This window comes from Variovorax sp. FW301-JW7 (assembly GCF_058788795.1).
The window spans coordinates 639999-654810 of the sequence record NZ_JBYTBC010000003.1 but is presented as its reverse complement, the minus strand read 5'-3'; the positions used below and the strand labels follow the sequence as shown (position 1 = coordinate 654810).

Below are 14812 nucleotides of genomic sequence, written 5' to 3'. Positions count from 1 at the left end.
GCATCCGCAAGCCATGTCCGCCCTCAACGATCTGGCGCTGACGGTCGAGGAACGCGAGCCGGGCCGGTTCTACTGGCTCCTGCTCGAAGCCGTCCACGACACCGGCAGCACCTCCGACACGCTCGGCTACCGGCCGTTGCGGGTGGCTGCGCGCCCGCAGGCCAGCTATTCGAGTGCGCTCGCGCTGGGCGCGGTGGCGCTGAAACAGGCGGCCGCCACGGCGACGCATCCGGGCCCTGGCGACGGCGCCTGAGCCCGGATCGACCCGATCAGCGGGTCGCCACCTTCTCCGTGGCCGGCACTTCCCAGCCGCCGCCGATGGCGCGGATCAACCCCACCGTCGCCTGGTACTGGGCCGACTTCACCTGCAGCGCCTGGCGCCGGTTGCGCAGTTCGCTGCGGCGCGCGTCGAGCAGGTCGAGCTGGCTCACGTAGCCGTTGCGGTAGCGCGTGTCCGACAGGCTGGTGGCGCGCTGGGCCGAGGTCACGGCCTGCGCCTGCACCACCGACTGCTCCTGCAGGATGCGGATGGCGGCCAGCTGGTCTTCGACCTCCTGGAACGCCACCAGCACCTGCGAGCGGTAGCTGGCCAGTGCACCGTCGAGCTGGGCGTTGGCGCCCTGCACACCGGCCTCGCGGCGCCCGCCGTCGAAGATCGGCAGCGACAGCAGCGCACCCACGCCCCACGAACGGGCCGACCACTTGAAGAGGTCGCCGATCTCGGGCGAGGCGTAGCCGGCCGCGCCGGTCAGCGAGATGTTCGGGAACCACGCGGTCTGCGCCACGCCCACGCGGGCCTGCGCCGCCATGACGGCGCTCTGCGCGGCCGACACGTCGGGCCGGCGCGTGAGCACGGTGGACGGCACGCCCGGCGGGATCACCGGCAACGCGGTGCCCCAGTCGTCGGGCCGCATGCCGAAGCTGGAGGCCGAATCGCCCACCAGCACGGCCAGCGCGTGTTCCACCTGGGCGCGCTGGCGGTCGAGCGCGAGCGCGTCCGACTCGGTGGACGACACCTCGGTCTGCACGCGCGCCACGTCGAGCTCGGCGATGTCGCCGGCCTGCTGGCGGCGCTGCGTGAGGCGCAGCGTGTCGCGGTAGGCCGCGACCGATTCGCGCACCAGCACGCGTTCGGCGTCGAGCGCGCGCAGCTGCAGGTAGGTCTGCGCCACCTCGGCCTGCACGGCGAGGCGGGTGCTCTGCAGCAGCGCCTCGCGGCCGGCCGCGTCGAGCTTGGCCGCATCGGCCGCGCCCGAGAGGCGGCCGAACAGGTCGACCTCATACGAGAAGGTCGCGCCGATGTTGGTCATGGTGCCCGGCCGGGTGCTGGCCGTGGCCTTGTCCAGGCCCGCACCGCGGTTGGCGCCGGCGCCCAGGCCGATCTGCGGCAGGCGGTCGGCCTGGGCGCTGCGCGCCAGTGCACGGGCCTCGGCCAGCCGCGCGGCGGCGGCCTGGATGTTGGTGTTGTCGACCTCGGCGCGCTGGATCAGCGTGTTGAGCACCGGGTCGTTGAACGCCAGCCACCACTCGCCGCGCGGCTGCGCCTCGGCGGGCGTGGCCCGGGTGAAGCCGGCCGGCGCCGTGGCGCCCGGTTGCTGCTGCGGCTGTTCCTTGAACTGCGCCGCGGTCGGCACCGTGGGCATGCCCGAAGGCACGCTGGCGCAACCGGCCAGCACCAGGGCCGCCACCAGCGGCAACACGGCGGCGCGCAAGGGGCGCATCAGGGTTGGGATTGCGAATGTCATGGACAACCTTCTTTCTTCTTGTCGATCAGTCATGCGCGCCATGCGAGGGGCGCGGCGAGGCCGGCACCGGGTGCAGACCGCCACCACCGCCACCATGCGAAGGCACCACCGGATGGTCGGCCGACACGAAGTCGTCGCCGTGCGGCACTTCGCCATGCAGCTTGAGCGGCCGGTTGCCCGCCAGGCGGCGCATCAGCACATAGAACACCGGCGTCAGGAACAGGCCGAAGGCCGTCACGCCGATCATCCCGGCGAACACCGCCACGCCCATCGCCTTGCGCATCTCGGAGCCGGCGCCGGTCGAGAGCACGAGGGGCAGCACGCCCATCACGAAGGCCAGCGAGGTCATCAGGATCGGGCGCAGGCGCAGGCGGCTGGCTTCGATCGCGGCCTGGATCGGCGTGCGTCCCGCGAACTCCAGCTCCCGTGCGAACTCCACGATCAGGATCGCGTTCTTCGCACTCAGCCCCACCAGCACGATCAACCCGATCTGCGTGAAGACGTTGTTGTCGCCTCCCGAGATCCACACGCCCGCCATCGCGGCCATGATGCCCATCGGCACGATCAGGATGATCGCGATCGGCAGCGTCAGGCTTTCGTACTGCGCGGCCAGCACCAGGAACACCAGCAGGATCGCCAGCGGGAACACCAGGAAGGCAGAGTTGCCGGCCAGGATTTCCTGGTAGGTCAGCTCGGTCCACTCGAAGCTCACGCCCTTGGGCAGCGTCTCGGCCGCGATCTTGGTGATCACATCCTGCGCCTGGCCCGACGAATAGCCGGGGGCCGGGCCGCCGTTGATGTCAGCGGCCAGGTAGCCGTTGTAGCGCATGGCGCGTTCCGGGCCGAAGGTCGAGTTGACCTTCATCAGCGCGGCCAGCGGCACCATCTCGCCCGAGGTCGAGCGCACCTTCAGCATGCCCACGTCTTCGGCACGGGCGCGGTACGGCGCATCGGCCTGGACGCGCACGGAGTACGTGCGGCCGAACTTGTTGAAGTCGTTGGCGTACAGGCTACCCAGGTAGATCTGCATCGTGTCGAAGATGTCCGTCACCGGCACGCCGAGCTGGCGCGCCTTGGTGCGGTCGATGTCGGCGTACAGCTGCGGCACGTTGACCTGCCAGCTCGTGAACATGCCCGTCAGCTCGGGCGCCGCATACGCCTTGGCCATGAAGGCCTTCACCGCCACGTCCATCTGGTCGTAGCCGACCGAGGCGCGGTCTTCGATCTGCAGCTTGAAGCCGCCGGTCGTGCCCAGGCCTGCCACCGGCGGCGGCGGGAACATCACGATGAACGCGTCCTGGATGCTCGAGAACGCACCGTTGAGCTGGCCCGCCACCGCACCGCCGCTCTGGTCGGCGCGCTTGCGCTGGTCGAAGGGCTTGAGCGTGGCGAACACGATGCCCGAGTTCGAGCTGTTGGTGAAGCCGTTGATCGACAGGCCCGGGAAGGCAATGGCGTCTTCCACGTTCGGGTTCTTCTTCATGATCTCGCCCATGCGGGTGATCACCTCTTCCGTGCGGTCGAGCGTGGCGCCGTCGGGCAGCTGGGCAAAACCGATGAGGTACTGCTTGTCCTGCGCCGGCACGAAGCCGCTGGGCACCGCCTTGAAGAGGCCGAAGGTCACACCGACCAGCGCCAGGTAGATCACCAGCATCAGCGTCTTGCGCGAGATCACGCGCTTGACGCCGCCGCTGTAGGCCTCGGAGCCGCGATGGAAGAACTTGTTGAAGCCGCGGAACAGCCAGCCGAAGGCCTTGTCCATGCCACGCGTCAGGGCGTCCTTCGGCTGGTCGTGGCCGCGCAGCAGCAGCGCCGCAAGGGCCGGCGACAGTGTCAGCGAGTTGATGGCCGAGATCACCGTCGAGATCGCGATGGTCACCGCGAACTGCTTGTAGAACTGGCCCGTGAGACCACTGATGAACGCCAGCGGCACGAACACGGCCACGAGCACCAGCGCGATCGCGATGATGGGGCCCGACACTTCGCGCATGGCGCGGTACGTGGCCTCGCGCGGCGTGAGCCCCGCCTCGATGTTGCGCTCGACGTTCTCCACCACCACGATCGCGTCGTCCACCACGATGCCGATCGCCAGCACCAGCCCGAACAGGCTCAGCGCATTGATCGAGAACCCGAGGATGTGCAGCACCGCGAAGGTACCGATCACCGACACCGGCACGGCCAGCAGCGGAATGATGGAGGCGCGCCACGTTTGCAGGAACAGGATCACCACCAGCACCACCAGCGCGATGGCTTCGAGCAGCGTGTGGATCACCGACTCGATCGATGCGCGCACAAACTGCGTCGGGTCGTAGGCGATGCGGTATTCCAGGCCTTCCGGCATGTTCTTGTTCAGCGCTTCCATCGTCTTGCGGACGTTGGACGAGATGTCGAGCGCATTGGAGCCCGGTGCCTGGAACACGCCCATGCCGACGGCCGGGTCATTGTTCAGCAGCGAACGCAGCGAGTAGTCGGCGGCGCCCATTTCGAGGCGGCCGATGTCGCGAAGGCGCGTGACGGCGCCGTCGGTGCCGCTCTTGACGATGATGTCGCCGAACTCTTCCTCGCTCTGCAGGCGGCCTTGCGCATTGATCGACAGCTGCATGTCCACGCCCGACAGGCCCGGCGATGCACCGACCACGCCGGCCGCGGCCTGCACGTTCTGGCCACGGATCGCAGCCACCACGTCGGAAGCCGAGAGGCCACGCTGCGCGACCTTCTGCGGGTCGAGCCAGACGCGCATGGAGTAGTCGCCGCCGCCGAAGATCTGCACCTGGCCCACGCCTTCGATGCGCGCGAGCGGGTCCTTCACGTTCAGCACCGCGTAGTTGCGCAGGTAGTTGATGTCGTAGCGGTTGTTCGGCGAAACGAGGTGGACCACCATCGTCAGGTCGGGAGCGCTCTTGACGGTCGTGATGCCGAGGCGCCGCACCTCTTCGGGCAGGCGCGGCTCGGCTTGCGAGACGCGGTTCTGCACCAGCTGCTGGGCCTTGTCGGGATCGGTGCCGAGGCGGAAGGTGACGGTCAGCGTCATCACGCCGTCGGTCGTCGCCTGGCTGCCCATGTAGAGCATGCCTTCGACGCCGTTGATCTGCTCTTCGAGCGGCGTCGCCACCGTTTCAGCGATCACCTTCGGGTTGGCGCCCGGGTACGTTGCGCGCACCACCACCGAGGGCGGCGCGACTTCGGGGTACTCCGAGATCGGCAGACCGCGCAGCGCAATCAGGCCGGCGATCAGCATCAATAGCGACAGCACGCCGGCAAAGATCGGCCTGTCGATGAAGAATTTTGAGAGATTCATGTTGGTTCTCCGGCGGGCGCCAGGGCGCCCTCCTCCGAAATCAGGACTTCGCGGCCTCGGCCACGCGTTCCGGTTGTTGTTGCTTCGTATCGAGCTTGGCGTCCATCGTCACGGTCTGCGGCACCACCAGCGCACCCGGGCGGATGTGCTGCAGGCCGTTCACCACCACGCGGTCGCCGGCCTTCAGGCCCTTGCTCACCACGCGCAGGCCGTTGATGGGTGCGCCCAGCGTCACCTCGCGGTACATGGCCTTGTTGTCGTCGCCCACGACCATCACGAACTTCTTGTTCTGGTCGGTGCCGATGGCGCGCTCGCTCACCAGCAGCGCGGTGTCGTTGCGGGCCTGGCCCATGCGGATGCGGGCGAACTGGCCGGGAATGAGCGCGCCGTCCTTGTTGTCGAACGAGGCGCGCACACGCACGGTGCCGCTGCGGGCGTCGACCTGGTTGTCGATCAGCTGCAGCTTGCCGGTGAAGGGCGTGCCTTCGAGGCCGGCGGTGCCCATCTGCACGGGGATCGTGTCGATCTGGCCGCGGGCGCCGGCGTTGGCCGGCAGGTCCTTCAGCGCGCGGGTGATCACCTGCTCGTCGGCATCGAAGCTCGCGTAGATCGGGCTCACCGACACCAGCGTGGTCAGCACCGGTGCGCCGGGGCCAGCGGCCACCAGGTTGCCCACGGTCACTTCGAGCTTGCCGATGCGGCCCGACACCGGTGCGCGCACCTGGGTGTAGCCCAGGCTCAGGCGTGCGGTCTGCAGCGAGGCTTGCGCGGCGCGCAGGTTGGCTTCGGCTTCACGGCCGGCGTTCACGCGCTCGTCGAGTTCACGCTGCGCGATGGCCTGCTCGTCCCACAGGCGCTTGGCGCGCTCCTGCTCGCTGCGGCTGAAGGCCTGGCGGGCTTGTGCCGACGCCACCTGCGCTTCGGCACGCTCCACCTCGGCGGCGTACGGCGCGGGGTCGATGGTGATGAGCAGGTCGCCCTGCTTCACCAGCGCGCCTTCGCGGAAGTGCACCGCCTGCACGGCGCCCGCCACGCGGGAGCGCACATCGACGCGCTGCACGGCTTCGAGACGGCCGGAGAACTCGTCCCAGGCGTTGATCTCGCTCGACGCCACGGTGGCGACCGACACCGGCGTGCCCTGTTGCGCGGCGACCGGGGCGGTGGCCTCGGCCTTGAAGCTGTACATGCCCACCACCGCGGCGGCCACGGCCAGCACCGCGGTGAGGCCGGTGACGGCGGGCCACAGGCTCTTGCGAGCAGCGGAAGACAGCGATTGTTCGTTCTTGTTCGACATGATGGTTCGTCCTTCTCGATGACTTTTTCGGGATGCAACAGGCCATCCCGGCGCCGACGGCGGCAGGAGGCGGAATTCGGAGAACAGAAAGCCCTGCCACCCGCCTCGGTGGAGGCGGCGGCTTGGTTCAGGGGGCGGAGCGGACCCTCGCGGGCCTAGCTGGGCTCAGGGACCGCCGGGGGCGGTGTGGTGGCGCTGAAGAACTCGCGGAAGTGCTGCTGCACGCTGGCTTCGCAGGACGCACAGCCCACGGCCTCGGTGTCGTACAGCGCCTTGGGCCAGTTGTCGGCGCCGGTCAGCACGCTGCTCGTGACCTCGATGCCGGCCGAGCGCAGGCGGCCCGCGAAGGTCATGGCCTCGTCGCGCATCGCGTCGTCGGGCCCCACCAGCACCAGCGCCGGTGCGAGCGAGGCCAGCCGCAGCGATCCGCTCGGCACCGCATAGGGGTGCGTGGCGTTCGAGGGACAGCTCAGGTACTTGGCCCAGCCCGTGGCCCAGCGGCATTCGGCCGCGTCGTTGGTCGCATTGCGCAGCGAGGCGGTGCCGGCGCACGGGTCGAGCATGGGCGACAGCAGGATCTGGCCTGCCAGCGGCGGATGGGCGCGGTCGCGGGCCACCAGGGCCACGCTGGCCGCCAGGTTGCCGCCGGCCTCTTCGCCGGCCAGGTACACCTGGGCGCCCTTGCCGCCGAGCTTCACGCGCTGCTTGTAGAGCCATTCGAGCGCCGCATAGCCCACCTCGACCGGCTCCGGGAACGGGGCCGCCGGGGCCAGCGGGTAGTCCAGCGACACCACCACCGCGCCCGCGCCGGCCAGCAGCCGGGCCACGTTGCGGCCGTTGTCGAGGTTGCCGCAGATGAAGGTGCCGCCATGGAAGTGCAGCACCAGCGGCACGGTCTCGCCCCGTGGACGCAGTCCGTAGACACGGGCAGCCACGGGCTCGCGGCCGGGCAGCTCGATCGACAGATCGGACTCCACGCCTTGCGCCGCGGCAAGCGCAGCAGCTTCAGCGGACCGGGACGATGGACGGGGTGACATGGGCGACCTCAGGGGGATGGGCGATGGTTGAAATATAAGGCGCTACAAGCACGTTGAAACAGGAAACACAGCCCTACTCTGTTTCCAAACGGAGAACAATCGGGCACTCCGTAGGGGCGCATTCCTTGTGTGAGAATCCGCCTCCTTCCGGCATATGCCGGTCTCCCTGAACAGGCATTCGATGGATCAAATCCAGGCAATGCGGATCTTTGTCCGCGTCGTGGAAGCCGGCACCTTCACCCGTGCCGCCGACTCTCTGGCCCTGCCCAAGGGCACCGTCACCAAGCAGATCCAGGCGCTGGAATCGCGCCTGCGCGTGAAGTTGCTCAACCGCACGACCCGGCGCGTCACCGTCACGCCCGACGGCGCCGCCTACTTCGAGCGCGCCGCGCGGCTGCTGAACGACTTCGACGACATGGAAGCCAGCATGACGAATGCGCAGGCCAACCCCACGGGGCGGCTGCGCATCGACGTGGGCACCTCGGTGGCGCAGCAGATCATCCTGCCCAACCTGGCCAGCTTCTGCGACCGCTACCCCGACATCCAGGTCGACCTGGGCGTGAGCGACCGCACCGTCGACCTGATCAGCGACAACGTCGACTGCGTGATCCGCGCCGGCGAACTCAACGACCAGTCGCTGGTGGCGCGCCGCATCGGCACCCTGCACTTCGTCACCGTGGCCTCGCCGGCCTACATCAAGCGCTATGGTGCGCCGCAGCATCCGAACGACATCGAGAAGCGCCACCACGTCGTGAGCTACTTCTCGGGCACCACCCGGCGCGTGTACCCGCACGAGTTCAAGAAGGGTGACGAATACATCGAGCTCAACGGCCCCTACCGCGTGTCGGTCAACGAGAGCAACGCCCACATGACGGCCGTGCTCGCGGGCTTCGGCCTGTCGCAGTGCATCACCTTCACCGCCGAGCCACTGCTGGAAAGCGGCGAACTCGTCGAGGTGCTGGCCGACTGGCAGCGCGACCCGCTGCCGATCCACGTGGTGTACCCGCCGAACCGGCACCTGAGCGCGAAGGTGCGGGCGTTTGTGGACTGGGCGGCGGAGTTGTTTGCGAAGAATCCGCGGTTGCAGCGGCGCTGAGGGGCGCCTTTTCCCGTCTTTTCAGGGCTGGATCAGCGCTGCCAGCGCACGCGCCGGCAGCGATTCTTCTCGGGACAGGTGCTCGACCAGGCTGCGCCGGTCGGCCTCGGTGCGCTGCTGCGAAAGGAAGCGCTTGCCGGTCAGCGCGAGGATGTCGATCTCGAACCCGACCAGCCGCTGCAGCGCGTCATCGACGAATTCGGGCGATGCATCGGCCAGCGACCAGGGCTCGTCACGCCCCGCTTCCTGCGACCGCGTCAGCGCTTCGAGGTGCGAGCGCAGCCAGGCGGCGTCTTCGATGAACCGCAACCGCCCGGTCGCCTGCACCGCGATGTAGTTCCAGCTCGGCGCCAGCCGCCCACTGCGCTGGCCGTTGACGTACCAGCGCGGGGAGATGAACGCGTTCGGGCTCTGGAACACGACGGTGACGTCGCAGCCGCCTCGCGCCTCGCTGGTCCACAGCGCATGGCTGCGGGCCACGTGACCTGCCAGCACACCGTGCGTGCCGCGGTCGATCACCTCCAGCGGCAGCAAGTTGGCATCGACCGCCCCGCCCGCGACCGTGAAGAGCGTGGCCAGCGGGTAGGCACGCATGAGCCGGTGAAGCTCGTCGCGCGCCTCGATGGCGAAGAGGGGCTGGATGTGCACGGGGAGACCTTTCGGGGGATCGATGCCCGTCGAGTATTGCGCCCGGGCCGGCCCGCAGCAGTCGCGGATACGACCGGTGCAAAGCCCTCAAAAACCGGACACGGAAAAATCCTGTCCCGCATAGCTGCCCTGGAAAGACCGCACAGGATTTGCAACGTAGCGCCCCACATCCCTTTTCAGTTTTTCGTACTCCGCGCTGTCCATCTTGTACGCGTAAGTGGAGCCGATCTTCAAGATGGGGACTCCCACCGTGCCGAGCGCTTCCGACTCGTGATACCCCGACAGCAGGATGGCGGAAATCTTTCTTCCGCTGTTCTGCACGACCCAGCGCACCGGTTCGTAGCTCGACAGCACGAGAACGAGGGGGGTCGACGCGGGCTGCACGTTGACGCGCACGACGTTCAGGCCACGGCCGGCGTCGGCACCACGCCCCCTCCCCTTCGACTCGTAGACCCCGACCACCGCCACCTGCGCGTCTTGGGGGACATGGTTCAACAACGGCGGGGGCGCAGGAGCGAAGCTTCCCCCAGGCATCGCGCCTGGGCCCGAAGGGGGCGTGACGAGCTTCGCCAGCTGCTTCTCCAATTGCGCCGCAGCAATCGCCTTCTGCAGATCTTCAGGGGGCCCCGATTCGATGTCGTCCCCGCCGACGATCGTGACCGTGCCGTATCGCATGTAGCCGCTGCGCGGTGTCAGCGGCAGCAGCACCCCGTCGCCCTGCTGGTAGTTCGGAACGGGCGCGACCGTGCCCTGCAGCACGTCGATCACCTTGCCCTGCCCGGTATAGGACCCCGGCATGGAACTCGAAAGGAACACCGTGCTCTCGTTGAGCTTCGCGTACCCGTGCTGGATGTGCAGGGCCGATGTCTCCCAGAAGCCTTGTTCGCCCGTCGCAAGATCGATCCAGGCCAGATTTCTCGCGTCGAGGTAGAACGCCTTCTTGCCGTTCTCCATCAGAAACGGAGAAGACGAGGACGGCACCGACTTGGCAAGCCGCCAGAAACCGACCTGCGTCGCGGACAACGTGCCGTCGGACTCCCGGGCATGCGCCATGATCGCGGCGCTGCTGCTGCCGCCGATGAGGTGTCGACTCTCGTTGCCTGGCAGCGCCAGCGCCCATGTCGGACGCTTCTCGGCCAACGGGTAGCCCGTTTCCTTGCCGTTCAGCGCATCGACGATCACGGCTTGCTGCCCTTGCGCGCTCTGGAGCAGCACCATCGCATTCAGGGTCGGAAGCCAGGTCACGAGGCCGAGGTACTTGTCGGTCGTCCACAGCGCGGTGCCGGTCTCGACGTCGATCAGCCTCAATCCCGAGCCGGTATCGGACGGCGCTGCAAACAAGCGCCCATTGGGCGACAGCGAGAAACCCGGGCGGGCGTTGTTCGCCGCGGTGAACGTCTGCAGGGGCTTTCCATCGGGAAGCCGGACGGCATGGAAGGTTCCGCTGCCGGACTTCAGGACCGCGACATTGGATTCCGCCGATGTCACGATGCCGATGGTGCCCGCGCCCCGGCTCTTTTCCGCAGGCAGTGCCTGCTTGCCACGCAGCTCAACGCGCGGGTACAGAGGCGGCTTGCTCAACAACGCGGAGGCACGGCGCAACCCGATCCATTCGGCCAACTGCGCGTCCTGGTCGCGAAAACAACTCCCGTCGGCCACCTTCTTCCGGATGTCCGACGGTGTGTCGAAGCGTCCGATTCCTGATGCGGCGGTGCATGTCAGCGCCCGGACCTGCAGCAGACGCTCGTACTGTTCTTTCAGTGCGCGCGCTTCCTTGTCGTCTTCTGCCACCGAAGTGATCAGCTTGCTCATCCCGAGCAGAACCTCTTCGGAGGCCGGGAACGCCTTGTTGATCCGCTCCGGGGCTGGGGTAAAGGCGGCCGTCATCTTGTCGCAGCCACTCAGCAGGCACACGGTCACCAACAGCACGAGCACACGAAGCATTCTTGATCTCCCTCGGGATGCGACTCAGGATGCGATGGCGAGGCACCGCACCGTTCAATTCAGGAATCGCATCGTAACAATTTGCTTCGCCTGATGATCGCTTCAGGAGCTCTCGTAGACCGGCTCGCACCTCACCTCGGTCTTCACCGAATTCGCAATGAAGCACTCCTCATGCGCCCGATGGTGCAGGTGCTCGATCTGCTCCCGCGTCGGCAGGTTCTCACCCGAAAACCTGACCTGAGGTCGCAGCGTGACGACGGTCATCGCCATCTTTCCCTCGGCGTTCTTCTCCATCACGCCTGTGGCCGCATCGACATAACGGTCGACCACGAACTTGCGCTTCACCGCCATGGTGAGGAACCACAGCATGTGGCAGCTGGACAGCGAGGCCACGAACATCTCTTCCGGATCGACCGCCGATGCGTCGGAGAACGGCAGCGGCACCACGTGCGGCGACGAGGAGCCCGGCACCTGCGCGCCGCCGTCGAAGCGCAGCACGTGGTGGCGGCTGTAGGTGTTGGCCAGGAAGTCCTGGTCGCCCCGCTCCCAGACGATCTCGGCGGTGTACTCGGACATGGGTCGTGCTCCTCGATGGATGGAATGAATGATCGAATGTCAGACGCTCATCAGCTTCACGATCAGCGGCACCAGCAGCGCGGTCGCGATGCCGTTGAGCCCCATCGCCAGCGCCGAGAACGCGCCCGCGGTTTCGTTCACCTGGATGGCGCGCGCCGTGCCGATGCCGTGCGCCGCCATGCCGACGGCAAAGCCGCGCACGGCGGGTTCCTTGATGCGCAGCAGATTCAGCAAGCCCGTGGCCATGATCGCGCCCGAGATGCCGGCGATGGCCGCGGCCACGGCCGCCAACGACGGCAGGCCGCCGATCTTTTCGGCCACGCCCATCGCGATCGGCATGGTGGCCGACTTGGGTGCGAGCGACATCAGGAGCTCGTGCGAACCGCCGAGCACCCAGCCGATGCCGATGGCCGACACGATGGCAGCGACCGAGCCCACCAGCAGCGCCACGCCGATCGGCAGCCACAGGCGCCGCAGCCGGCCGACCTGGCTGTACAGCGGCACGGCCAGTGCCACGGTGGCCGGGCCGATGAGGAAGTGGACGAACTTGGCACCCTCGAAGTAGGTGTCGTAGGGCGTGCGCGTGAGCAGCAGCACGCCCACGATGACGATCACCGACACCAGCACCGGGTTGACCATCGGGTTGCGCCCGCTGCGCGCGTGCAGCCACAGCGCGCCCAGGTAGGCCAGCAGCGTGAGCGACAGCCACAGCAGCGGCGACTGGGCCAGGAAGACCCAGATCTCGGAGAGCTTGGCGGGCGCGTTCATTCCGCGTCCTTGCCGGTGATGCGGATCATCCAGCGCAGCGTGAGCGCGGTCACTGCCATCGTGAAGGCACCGCCCACGACACCGGCCGCCAGGAACGGCAGCCACTCGCGCCCCACCCGCTCGAAATGCAGCATGACGCCGGTCACCGCCGGGATGAACAGCAGCATCAGGTTGCGCAGCAGGTGGCCCGAGGTGTCGGTCAGCTCCTGCGGCACGCCGCCGCGCACCAGCAGGCCGACGAACAGCAGCAGCATGCCGATCAGCGGACCGGGAATCGGCAGCGACAGCCACTGCACGAGCAGTTCGCCGGCAAGCTGGCACAGGAAGAGCGTGGTGATGGCGTAGAGCATGGGCCTGTTCGTTTTCCTTTTCTTGAGACGGCCCTATTGTGGTGCGAGGTGCGTTCAGCCGCTGTGTCGTGCGGCGCTGGCCCTCGCCCACGCGGTCTTCAAGGCCTGCTGGCTGGCCGGCGGCAGCACGCCCAGGCGCAGGTGCCCGGGCAGGCCAAAGGAGGCGCAGTCGCGCAGCTTGATGCCCTCGGCGCGCAGCGCGGCGGCGCGGGGCGGGTATGGCACATCGGGCTGCGCACCGAAGAAGTTGGCGTCGCCGGACAGCACCTGCCAGCCCAGCGATTCGCACACAGCGCGCTGCCGCGCTTTCCAGTCGCGCAGGATGTCGAGGCTGCGCGCGAGCCAGCCTTGCGCTTCGTCGGTGATCCAGGTCGTGAGCAGCGCGACGCCGTGCGTGCCCAGCGGCCACGACGGCGCGAGGCGCGCGAGCCGCGCCAGCAGCGGGCCTGCCACCTCGGCGTTCGCGGGAGCAATGGCGTAGGCGGCGCGGATGCCCGTGAGGCCCATGGCCTTGTTCGGTGTCCACAGCTGCCAGAGGCGATCGCGCTGCGCGGCGTCGTGCGACGGCTGGCCTTCAAGGCGCAGCGGCTCGTAGGCCATGTCGAGCACGCAAACGGCATCGCTCGCAGCATGTTCGGCAATGTCGGGCTGCGGCTGGCCGAACGGGCTCGACGGTTCGCAGCACCAGCGCAGCGCGGCGCCGTCGGCCTCCTCGGGTGCGCGCCGCACGCCGAGGCCCCAGGCCAAGGTCGAACGTTCGTAGTCGCCGTAGCTGTGCGCGGGCAGCCAGACATCTTCGCCGCCTGCTTGCGCCACGGCGGCGCTGATGCGGTGGATGAATTCGCTCGCGCTCGCGGCGATCGCGATGCGCTCCACGGCCACTCCGTGGAAATCGGCGAGCGCGGAACGCAGCGCGGTGTAGCGCGGATCGGGATAGTGCGCCGCGTCGGCCTCGCGCAGCGCAGCCAGCACCGCAGGGCACGAGCCGACCGCGTTGCCGTTGGTCGAGAAGTCGTGCGGCGCGGCGCCCGTCTCGTCGGGGCCGCCGTGCACCATGGCGGGGGTCGTCATGCCCACCTCGCCAGCAACGGCGACAGCATCGCCAGCGAAGCGATCACCGCCAGCCCCCACGCCGCCCGTTCGCCGAGTCGCGCGGTGCGCGCGGTGTCGGCCGACGTGGCGGCGCGCCCTTCCCCGTTCAGCGCATAGACACCCGGCTTGGCGAGCCGCACGCCCAGCAACAGCGCCATCGCCCCCATCGGCCAGCCGCTGTTCGGCGACGGCGTGCGGCGCGCCTCGCGGGCCACGCCGCGCGGCCAGCGGCCGACCGCGAGGGCCAACAGCAGCACGGTGAGGCGTGCGGGCAGCCACGAGAGCACGTCGTCGGCGCGCGCGGCCCACTTGCCGAACCAGGTCCAGTCGCGCCCGCCGCGTTCGCCGCGGTAGCCCCACATGGCATCGGCGGTGTTGGCGAAGCGGTAGAGCGCCGCGCCGGGCAGGCCGAACAGCACGAACCAGAACACGGGCGCCACCAGCGAGTCGTTGAGGTTCTCGGCCAGCGACTCGATGGCGCTCTCGCGCACTTCGCGCTCGCTCAGCAGCGAGACATCGCGGCTCACGAGGCGCGCGAGCCGTGCGCGGCCCGCCTCGAGCGATTCGCCCAGCGCGGCTTCGACCGCCTGCACCTCGTCGCGCAGCATGCGCCATGCAAAGAGCGGCTTGAACGCGAGCCCGAGCACCACGGCCATGGCCCAGACCGGCAGCCATTGCATCGCCAGGCTCTGCACCGCCGACGCGACGGCGAACGCGGCCATCGCACCCACGCACCAGCTGAGTGCCCCCATCGCGAAGCCGGGCAGGTCGCGCGGCTTCGCGTCGGCCGCGCGCGGTGCGAGGCGGCTGCCCATCCAGTCCAGGTAGCGCCCCATCCACACGACCGGATGCAGCGCGGCGGGCGGCTCGCCCAGCCAGCGGTCGACGGCCAGCGCCAGCCACAAGGCGGCGACCAGCGCGAGGGCGAAGACGGTGAAGGGATCGAGCGCGGGCATGGCAGGCA

Annotated in this window: 13 protein-coding genes; 2 read left to right on the top strand and 11 right to left on the bottom strand. The window is 68.6% G+C overall.

From position 1 onward, the window contains the following. Positions 1 to 13: 13 nt before the first annotated feature. Complete coding sequence (locus AC3WQM_RS11475) at positions 14 to 253, top strand: hypothetical protein (protein ID WP_070060711.1); 240 nt, start codon at positions 14 to 16, stop codon at positions 251 to 253. Between the two features lie 16 nt (positions 254 to 269). On the opposite strand, the gene AC3WQM_RS11470 is transcribed toward AC3WQM_RS11475, so the two are convergent. The 4 genes from AC3WQM_RS11470 to AC3WQM_RS11455 all read right to left on the bottom strand — a co-directional run bounded on the left by AC3WQM_RS11470 (position 270) and on the right by AC3WQM_RS11455 (position 7374). Continuing rightward, positions 270 to 1745, bottom strand: coding sequence for an efflux transporter outer membrane subunit (locus AC3WQM_RS11470; RefSeq protein WP_492678781.1), 1476 nt, complete (start codon positions 1743 to 1745; stop codon positions 270 to 272). 25 nt (positions 1746 to 1770) lie between these two features. After that, complete coding sequence (locus AC3WQM_RS11465) at positions 1771 to 5043, bottom strand: efflux RND transporter permease subunit (RefSeq protein WP_492678779.1); 3273 nt, start codon at positions 5041 to 5043, stop codon at positions 1771 to 1773. A 40-nt stretch (positions 5044 to 5083) separates the two neighbouring features. Further along, positions 5084 to 6337, bottom strand: a complete 1254-nt coding sequence (locus AC3WQM_RS11460) for an efflux RND transporter periplasmic adaptor subunit (protein WP_489056936.1) — start codon at positions 6335 to 6337, stop codon at positions 5084 to 5086. A 155-nt stretch (positions 6338 to 6492) separates the two neighbouring features. Then, complete coding sequence (locus AC3WQM_RS11455) at positions 6493 to 7374, bottom strand: alpha/beta hydrolase (RefSeq protein WP_307693759.1); 882 nt, start codon at positions 7372 to 7374, stop codon at positions 6493 to 6495. 181 nt (positions 7375 to 7555) lie between these two features. Here AC3WQM_RS11455 and AC3WQM_RS11450 point away from each other — a divergent pair, with 181 nt between their 5' ends. After that, a complete protein-coding gene (locus AC3WQM_RS11450; protein WP_492678777.1) occupies positions 7556 to 8470 on the top strand; it encodes a LysR family transcriptional regulator in 915 nt (304 codons plus the stop codon). A gap of 21 nt (positions 8471 to 8491) precedes the next feature. On the opposite strand, the gene AC3WQM_RS11445 is transcribed toward AC3WQM_RS11450, so the two are convergent. From AC3WQM_RS11445 to cbiB, 7 genes are all read right to left on the bottom strand, one after another. After that, positions 8492 to 9118, bottom strand: a complete 627-nt coding sequence (locus AC3WQM_RS11445) for an FMN-binding negative transcriptional regulator (protein ID WP_492678775.1) — start codon at positions 9116 to 9118, stop codon at positions 8492 to 8494. Positions 9119 to 9205: 87 nt separating this feature from the next. Continuing rightward, on the bottom strand, positions 9206 to 11062 hold the full coding sequence (locus AC3WQM_RS11440; RefSeq protein ID WP_492678773.1) for a hypothetical protein: 1857 nt from the start codon (positions 11060 to 11062) through the stop codon (positions 9206 to 9208). Positions 11063 to 11164: 102 nt separating this feature from the next. Further along, positions 11165 to 11638 carry an OsmC family protein gene (locus AC3WQM_RS11435; protein WP_492678771.1) on the bottom strand — a complete coding sequence of 158 codons (474 nt, stop codon included), beginning with the start codon at positions 11636 to 11638 and terminating at the stop codon, positions 11165 to 11167. Positions 11639 to 11677: 39 nt separating this feature from the next. Continuing rightward, positions 11678 to 12406 (bottom strand): LrgB family protein, encoded by a 729-nt coding sequence (locus tag AC3WQM_RS11430; protein WP_099796765.1) that lies wholly within the window; start codon positions 12404 to 12406, stop codon positions 11678 to 11680. Next, a complete protein-coding gene (locus AC3WQM_RS11425; RefSeq protein WP_056581435.1) occupies positions 12403 to 12756 on the bottom strand; it encodes a CidA/LrgA family protein in 354 nt (117 codons plus the stop codon). The genes AC3WQM_RS11430 and AC3WQM_RS11425 overlap by 4 nt, the downstream gene beginning before the upstream one ends. A gap of 54 nt (positions 12757 to 12810) precedes the next feature. Beyond that, positions 12811 to 13827 carry an aminotransferase class I/II-fold pyridoxal phosphate-dependent enzyme gene (locus AC3WQM_RS11420; protein WP_492678769.1) on the bottom strand — a complete coding sequence of 339 codons (1017 nt, stop codon included), beginning with the start codon at positions 13825 to 13827 and terminating at the stop codon, positions 12811 to 12813. Next, a complete protein-coding gene (cbiB, locus tag AC3WQM_RS11415; RefSeq protein ID WP_492678767.1) occupies positions 13824 to 14804 on the bottom strand; it encodes an adenosylcobinamide-phosphate synthase CbiB in 981 nt (326 codons plus the stop codon). The genes AC3WQM_RS11420 and cbiB overlap by 4 nt, the downstream gene beginning before the upstream one ends. Positions 14805 to 14812: the final 8 nt, after the last annotated feature.

Coding starts and splice junctions, on each gene's coding strand:
- AC3WQM_RS11475 (WP_070060711.1), top strand. CDS start 14: ATGTCCGCCCTCAACGATCTGGCGCTGACGGTCGAGGAACGCGAGCCG.
- AC3WQM_RS11470 (WP_492678781.1), bottom strand. CDS start 1,745: ATGACATTCGCAATCCCAACCCTGATGCGCCCCTTGCGCGCCGCCGTG.
- AC3WQM_RS11465 (WP_492678779.1), bottom strand. CDS start 5,043: ATGAATCTCTCAAAATTCTTCATCGACAGGCCGATCTTTGCCGGCGTG.
- AC3WQM_RS11460 (WP_489056936.1), bottom strand. CDS start 6,337: ATGTCGAACAAGAACGAACAATCGCTGTCTTCCGCTGCTCGCAAGAGC.
- AC3WQM_RS11455 (WP_307693759.1), bottom strand. CDS start 7,374: ATGTCACCCCGTCCATCGTCCCGGTCCGCTGAAGCTGCTGCGCTTGCC.
- AC3WQM_RS11450 (WP_492678777.1), top strand. CDS start 7,556: ATGGATCAAATCCAGGCAATGCGGATCTTTGTCCGCGTCGTGGAAGCC.
- AC3WQM_RS11440 (WP_492678773.1), bottom strand. CDS start 11,062: ATGCTTCGTGTGCTCGTGCTGTTGGTGACCGTGTGCCTGCTGAGTGGC.
- AC3WQM_RS11435 (WP_492678771.1), bottom strand. CDS start 11,638: ATGTCCGAGTACACCGCCGAGATCGTCTGGGAGCGGGGCGACCAGGAC.
- AC3WQM_RS11430 (WP_099796765.1), bottom strand. CDS start 12,406: ATGAACGCGCCCGCCAAGCTCTCCGAGATCTGGGTCTTCCTGGCCCAG.
- AC3WQM_RS11425 (WP_056581435.1), bottom strand. CDS start 12,756: ATGCTCTACGCCATCACCACGCTCTTCCTGTGCCAGCTTGCCGGCGAA.
- AC3WQM_RS11420 (WP_492678769.1), bottom strand. CDS start 13,827: ATGACGACCCCCGCCATGGTGCACGGCGGCCCCGACGAGACGGGCGCC.
- cbiB (WP_492678767.1), bottom strand. CDS start 14,804: ATGCCCGCGCTCGATCCCTTCACCGTCTTCGCCCTCGCGCTGGTCGCC.